Source organism: Paenibacillus sp. AGC31 (assembly GCF_057334655.1).
This window is the reverse complement of record NZ_JBHFJH010000028.1, coordinates 43,259-51,172: the sequence shown is the minus strand read 5'-3', so window position 1 is coordinate 51,172 and position 7,914 is coordinate 43,259. Positions and strand designations below refer to the sequence as shown.

The window sequence follows — 7,914 nt, the reverse complement described above, 5'->3', positions numbered from 1 at the left end:
AGCTGTCCTAAACATGGGATGAAAATAGACAAATATTAATCCTCAATCAGCTCATATTCGCTTAATAAATCTTCAAGATCCTCTAATGACAAGTCACTAAATCCATAGTCGGTAGATGTCTTCTCCGTATGTTCTTTGCTGATACAGTGATCAATCACTTGTTCAATTGCTTCGATATAATAATGGTTTAAATTAAGAATCATTTCTTCTGAAAACGCAGACTTGGTATAGGTTGTGCTAAGGGCCAGGCTTCCGTTATAGATGGCTACATTCAGCTCAATCGGGTTCATGCGTGCAATGTGCTCGCCCATGCTTTCTCCCGGTTTAAAATGTGAAGCATGAACCCACCCGGAATTTGCGGATGCTCCGATCTCTCCCAAATAGTTAAATAGAATTGGAGCCTTCTTCTCCGCCTGTAACTCCGGCATCTGGGCCACATATTTCAGCGCTCCATAGCTAAAGCCTTTATGCGGTACCTTCCTTAATCCCTCTTTCACCCGTTTGATGGTGGTCGAAAGTTCGTCCTCCGCTTCACCCTCCAACAGAACCGGGTACAGGGTCGTAAACCAGCCCACGGTGCGGCTGAGATCGATACCCTCCAGCACATCCTCCCGGCCATGGCCTTCCAGGTTCACCTTCAGCTTCAGCTCACCCGTCAGCTTACGCACCGCAAGGTACAGCGCACTGAGTAACAGATCATTGATCTCCGTCTGATAGGCCCGGTTGCTCTCCCGCAGCAGCTGCCGGGTGACCTCCGCACTCAGGGTGCTTTGCAGGGTTTGGCTGTCCGCAAATCGATCCGGGCCTGCTGCTTCCTCCCGTTCTCCCAGGTTCAGTCCAGCTCCCTCCGCAGCAAGCCTGCTCCAGTAGGCTCGCTCCTTCGCAGCCTGTGGGCTGTTCGCGTACTCCTGCACAGCTTCTGCGAAGCGTTGGTAAGAATCCGTCTTCTCGCCCGCATCCAGCGCTTCTCCCCGCTCCGCCTGCTGATACAGCACTTCCATATCCTCCAACAGAATTCGCCAGGACACCCCGTCTACGACCAGGTGATGAATCGCCAGCAGCAGATGGTCTCCGTCCTCGGCTTCAAACCAACCAACCTGCACCAGCTTGCCCTCTTCCAGGTTACATGCCTGCTGCACCCGGGTAGCCGCCTCATAGACCTGACGCTCCGGTTCATTCCAGTCCCGTATATCAAATCGGTGCAAGGTATACATCCGCTCTCCAGTTTGAACCGGACGGTTGAATTGGCGGATACTCCCATCTGGTTGTATCTCATATCTCATGCGCAGCGCATCATGATGCTCCAGCAACCGATCCAGCACTGGTTCCAGCACGTCCGGCTTGAACCCGGTCGCCCGATGCAGCATGAAGGACTGCGTGAAGTGATTTCGTTCCGTCGTGTTGTTCGCAAAAAACCACTGCTGAATCGGGGTCAGCTGCACTTCTCCTTCCACAGGCTCCTGGCTCTGGCGCTCACGTTGATCCCATTTCACATACGGGGAGAGATCCCGAATCTTTGGGTAGGCGAACAAATCCCGGACCTCCATCCGCAGTCCCGCTCGGGCCAGACGTGATCCGATCTGGAGTGCCTTGATGGAGTCTCCCCCGGAAACAAAGAACTGGTGATTGATGCCTAGCTCCTCCATGTTCAGCACATCACGCCAAACTTCCACCAGTATGCGCTCCACCTCGCTACGCGGTGCTTCCGTCTCCGGCCCGGCAGGCAGATGGTGGTCCGGCTCTGGCAACGCCTTGCGGTCCAGCTTGCCATGGGACGTCAGCGGCAGCTGATCCAGCTGCACCACATAGGCCGGGATCATATAATCCGGCAGTTCCGCTTCCAGCCAGTCCCGAACGGTAGCAGCTGTCCACACTTCTTCACCTTTGGATACAACATAGGCGCACAGCGCCCCATTTCCCTGCGGGTCCTGATGAGCCAGAACCGCTGTTTCCCGGATGGCCGGATGTTTCAGCAGTTGTTGCTCGATCTCGCCAAGCTCAATCCGGTATCCACGGATTTTCACCTGTTGATCGGTACGCCCCAAAAATTGCAGTTGGCCACCAGGCAGCCAGCGCACCAGATCACCTGTCCGGTACATTTTGCCGCCGGGTTCATGCGGGTTGTCCACAAATTTCTCCGAAGTCATGTCCGGATTATTAAGGTAGCCCCGGGCTACACTGTTGCCGGCAATGTATAACTCTCCTGCTACACCAACTGGACACAGTTGATGATCACTATTCATCACGTACGTCCAGATGTTGGGGAGCGGCTTGCCAATCGGAATATTGCCGTGAACCTGATCTACCCGTTGGTAGGTGGTAGCGACTGTGTTCTCAGTAGGCCCATATGCATTGATCAGCGGGTAGTCAGGAAGAAACGAAAGTTTCAGCTGTTCTCCTCCAGCAATTAGCAAACGCAATGAGGTATTAGGTTGATGGATAAAAACTTCACACACCTTGGGCGGCAACGTGATCAATGTAATGGAGTGTGCATTCAAATATGCATTTAGTCGTGACATATCCAGGCGCAGCTGAGATGGGATGATGTGCAGCTCGGCCCCCACCACCAATGTCGGAAAAATATCGATAATAGACCCATCAAAAGTAATTTGCAAATAATTAGCTGCACGATCTCGCTCCGTGATCTGCTGAGATTCACTGAAGCCATAACATAAATTGGCGAATGATCCATGCTCAATTAATACACCTTTTGGCAATCCGGTTGAGCCTGAGGTATAAATGATGTAGGCCAAATCATGGTCATCATGCTTTATTCGGGACACAACATTCCGCTCCTGGCGGCCGCCCTTCTCCTCAATGCTCTGTAATGGTGAGCAAGAACTGTCAAGCACCAGAGTTTTAATGGAATGACTGTATTTTTTCACTTGGGACAACAAATGCTCTTGAGTTACAACCACGCTGGCACCGCTATCTTCGAGCATGTAGCGAATGCGGTCCTCGGGAAAGGCAGGGTCCAAAGGCATATATGCCCCACCCGATTTGAGAATACCGAGTAAACCAACCATCATTTCCAATGAACGATTCATCATAATGCCTACAGGCATTTCTTTATGCAATCCAAGATCCAGCAGAGCTTCCGCAACATCGGTAGCCCGTTCATTCAGTTCGCTATAGGTTAGTTGTTGCCCATCATATACAACAGCTACTTTATTGGGAAAATGAATTGCATGGTCTGCAATCTGTTCCGGAACGGACTTTCGTTGGGCGTAGTCCCGAACATTGTTGTTGAACTGGTACAGCAGCAGCTCCCTTTCCTTTTCCGTCACCATGTTGATCTCACCAATGGTGCGTTGAGTATCTTTTACAATTTCTTTCAAAATTTCGTTATAATGCCCAGCCAGTTTCTCAATGGTCTCTTCTTTGAACAGCCTAGAGGCATACCCGTAAAACATCTCTATACCCTCCGCTGTTTCCAACGCGGTTACGCTCAGATCAAACTTGGCTGTGGGGTGACTGAACGGATAGTATTCAGCCAGCAAATCATTAGCGTCCATTCCCGTTGTCTGTTCAGCCTGAAGAGTAAACAGTGTATCGAATAGCGCACTCCTGCTTGCATCCCTTTTCACTTCAAGTTTGCTTACCAGTTCATCAAACGGATAGTCCTGATGGGCAAAGCCCTCAAGCGTAGTATCCTTAATATGATGAAGCAACTGCTGCAAGGACATATCGGGTTCAGGATAGAAGCGTAATGCCAGCGTATTAACAAACATGCCCACCATATCTTCCAATTCCGGATGCTCTCGTCCTGCCACCGTAGTCCCTATAATGATGTCATCCTGGGAAGTGTACCTGGCAAGAAGTATCGTATATGCGGTTAACAGCAAAACAAACAGCGTTACACCGTTTTCGGCAGCCAGCAAACGCAGTTTTTGTGTCAGTTCGGAATCCACTGCAAATTGAAGCCGGTTTCCTTCATGACTCTGAATCGCAGGTCGGGAGAAATCAAGCGGCAAATTTAACACGGGCAATTCACCTTTAAGCTTGTCTGTCCAGTATTGCTGGTGCTCTTGCCTTTGTTCCTGTTGTTCCGGGGCCAGAGACCATTCAGCATAATCTTTATATTGAAGGGTTAATGGTGCCAATTGTTTATGTTCATAGATTTGCCCTATTTCCTGGATAAGGATATCCATGGACACCGCGTCTGAAATCAAATGATGCATATCAAGACATAAATATTGGCTGGTCTCTGTTCGCCATAATGCAGCTCTGAACAAAGGGGCCTTCTCCAGATCAAAGGGTTGGATAAATGAATGTATGAACGGATCGAAATCCTTTTGCAACCCGCTGCCTACAAGAAGATAGAAGTTCACTTGGGCATGAATATGCTGCACGGGCTCACCATCGATTTCTGTAAAAGAAGTTCTCAGCCCTTCATGTCTATGAATCATTTCAAGCAATGTCTGCTCCATTCGTACCTGTTCAGCTTCTTTGGACAAACGGATAATAAGTGGCATGTTATACATCAAACCCGTTTGCTGCACCCGATCCAGAATGTAAAGTCTTCGCTGTGCTGCGGACAATGGATAATACGGTTTTTCGTTTGCCTTTTGGATTGGGCAAGTGCGCTGTGTCTCCACTGTTAGAAGCCATGCAGCCAGCTGCCTGATTGTAGGCATGTTAAAGATATCCTTGAGTGTAATCCGAAGCTCTAACTTTCTCTGAATGGCTGACATCATGGCAAATGCTCTCAAAGACTGACCACCCAGTTCAAAAAAGCTATGATCTACACCAATCGGCCGAAGTTCCAATATTTCTTCCCAAATGGATGCCAATATACATTCCAGCTCATTGCTTGGGGCCACATACGTCGTATTGGCCATGCTGTCCACATCGGGATGGGGCAAAACGTTAAGGTCCGCTTTACCATTGAGGGTACGCGGAATTTGCTCCAAGCTCATAAACCATGAAGGAATCATGTAAGCTGGCAATCGTTCTCTCGCATGTGTTTTCAGTTCATCAAAGCCATGTCCATGTTCTGGCGAATTCCAGACAATATAAGCGCATAGGCAGAGCTGACCCTGTTGGTCTTTTTGAGTTATAACTACAGCGTCGCTTACATCGGGATGATCTGCCAGATGATGCTCCACTTCCCGAATTTCAACGCGATATCCTCTGATTTTAATCTGTTCATCATTTCTTCCAAGAAACTCGATATTTCCATCCGGAAGCCATCTCCCCATATCCCCGGTGCGGTACATTTTGTTCCCCGATGCAAGCAGATGATCTACAAAACGGGATTGTGTGAGCTTGGCAAGGTTGAGATATCCCTTAGCGACCCCTGCTCCGCCGATATATAATTCCCCTGCTACACCAATCGGAACGGGTTGTTGATGTTCATCAAGTATAAACACCTCATAGTTACCAAGAGGACTGCCTATGGGAATTGACACTCTTCCTTCGTCCTGTGGCATCACACGATAATATGTAGCACATACCGTTGCTTCGGTAGGTCCATATGAATTGTACACCTGAGCCGAACCGACCATATTCCGGACATATTCGTATTTCAGGACATCCCCGCCACTGATAAATTTCATGTTGGCATGTGGACGCAGATGCCTGTTTTTGTCCAACTCGTTTAGAAGGAGCGGGGAACAGCTTAAGACAGTGATGTTCTCTTTTTCAATCTGCATAACCAGGTCATCCACATGCGTTTCGTTTAACTTGTCACTCAGGACAATACGCCCGGATACAGCCAGCAACGGAAATACTTCCTCAGTGAACGCATCGAAAGAAAAGGACACTACCTGAAGAACCGCATCCTCCTCTGTTAGCGGTACTCTGTCCAAAAATGTAGAAATATAGTTCAATACATTTCCATGAGTGGTCATGACCCCTTTAGGTGCACCCGTTGAACCGGAAGTGTAAATCACGTAGGCCAAATCTTCTTGCTCATTAACACCTTCCAGATTGTGTGGTTCCATACGTTCAATTTCCGGGTCGTCCATCTCCAGCTCGGATGTGATGTGGAGCTTGTCTCTCAAAGGACACCCGTTCAAAAGCAACACGGCCTCGCTATCCCTGAGCATGTATAATACTCGGTCATCAGGCAGTTCAGGATCAATCGGCATATATGCAGCCCCCGCTTTAAGAACTGCAAGTATCCCAACAATCATATCCAAGGAACGCTCCACCATAACACCAACGATCGAATCGGGCTTTACCCCTCTCATTCGAAGCAGGCGTGCCAGCTTGTTTACTCGTTCATTAAGATGCTTATACGACATGGATTTTTCCCCGTGGACTACTGCGATCCGTTCAGGTGTAGATGCAGCGCGTTCTTCAAACCAATCATTTAAGGTACCCTGGTACGAATCCACTCGCTTGCTGTTAAACTCATACAACACCTGATCCTCTTCATGACTTGACAACATGCGAAGCTGACTTACCTTTTGCGTGACGTTCAACGCAATCTCATTCAACACATTCATCAAGTGACTTAAAAAACGTTCCATGCTATTTTTGGCAAACAATCCGGAAGCATATTGCAGATCCAGTTTCATGTGACTTCCGTAATGAATTACGGTGAGACTGAGATCAAATTTGGAGACCGGTAGATCGAATTCACACATTTCCGCTTGAAGCTGACCAAGTGGGAACACATAACCCTCGGCGTGCTGCAAATCAAACATTGTATCAAACAGTGTGTGTCTGCTCCGATCCATAGGTAAGTTCAGTTTTTCAATCAGTTCATCAAAAGGATAATCCTGATTCTCATATGCAGATAAGGTATGCCTTCTCACCTGATTCAAAAACGCGACAAATGTCTGTTCCGGGTCGATGTTATGTCTTGTTGCTATTGTATTGGTGAACAAACCCATTACTGATTTGAGATGTTCATTCGACCTGCCTGCGATCGGGGTACCCACGATAATGTCTTTCTGTCCAGTATATTTAGATAAAAGGACTGCGTAGGCTGATAAAAGCAGCATGTACATCGTTACGTCATGCTCATCGGCAAGACGCTGCAAATTTCTCGTTAATTCCTGATCCAATTGGGTAACCATTCGCTGACCGGCATAATTTTGCTCTGGCGGGCGGGCATAATCCAGAGGCATTTGAAGTTGTGGCAGTTCCCCGCTCAGCGTATCCAGCCAATATGTCTCCTGCTTCTTCAGATCACCTGAACGTTCTTTGGCTTTCTCCCATGCTACATAGTCCTTGTACTGGATGGAAACAGGTGTCAACGGTTTTCCACTGTATAGTTCAGCCAGTTCATTCAAAAACAACGCAAATGACATCCCATCGGATACAATATGATGCATATCCATGAGCAGTACATGCTGATCTTGATCCAAGCGAACCAGTTCCGCCCGCAGCAGCGGAGCCTGCGTTAGATCAAAAGGTCGAATAAATTGTTTGATCTTGACCAAGATATCTAAATCATTCCGTTCACTGAAATCAAGCTTAAACCGAATTTTAGGGTGAATCTTCTGAGCAGGCTCACCCCGATCATCCACAAATGACGTTCGAAGTGCTTCATGTCTTTCCATCACGCGCCCAATCGCTTCTTCAAGTAAATCCAGTTCGAGATGACCCGTCAGCTTCACCGCCATTGGAACGTTATAAGCAATTCCCTGATCGTCCATTTGATGCAGAATATACATTCTTTTCTGAGCTCTGGACAGGGGGTACATCTCGTTGGTCGATTCTTGAGCCTTTGGAATAGGCGCATTCCACACTTCTTCCTGATGGACCAGAAACTGAATTAGAGCCTGTTTGTGTTCTTTAATCTGTGATTTAAGATCAGCATTGATTTCCTCACGCGGTCCAATCATTTTGATTTTTCCGTCTTGATGGTACAATTTCACGTTCTTCTTCTGTAAATGATTCATAAACTCCGCTATGTTCATAGGAATTCACCATTCCTTTCAGTATGACGCCTAAGACGTG

The 7,914-nt window shown here is 47.8% G+C and carries 1 protein-coding gene; it reads right to left on the bottom strand.

Annotation, left to right across the window (positions count from 1 at the left end; translation table 11 throughout):
• Nucleotides 1–35: 35 nt before the first annotated feature.
• The gene (locus ACE04G_RS14750; protein WP_486094549.1) at nucleotides 36–7,874 is read right to left on the bottom strand and encodes an amino acid adenylation domain-containing protein; all 7,839 of its coding nucleotides are present in this window, start codon (nucleotides 7,872–7,874) and stop codon (nucleotides 36–38) included.
• Nucleotides 7,875–7,914 lie beyond the last annotated feature (40 nt).

Bases quoted from the DNA above. Each gene is read 5' to 3' on its own strand.
- ACE04G_RS14750 (WP_486094549.1), bottom strand. From the start codon at position 7,874: ATGAACATAGCGGAGTTTATGAATCATTTACAGAAGAAGAACGTGAAA.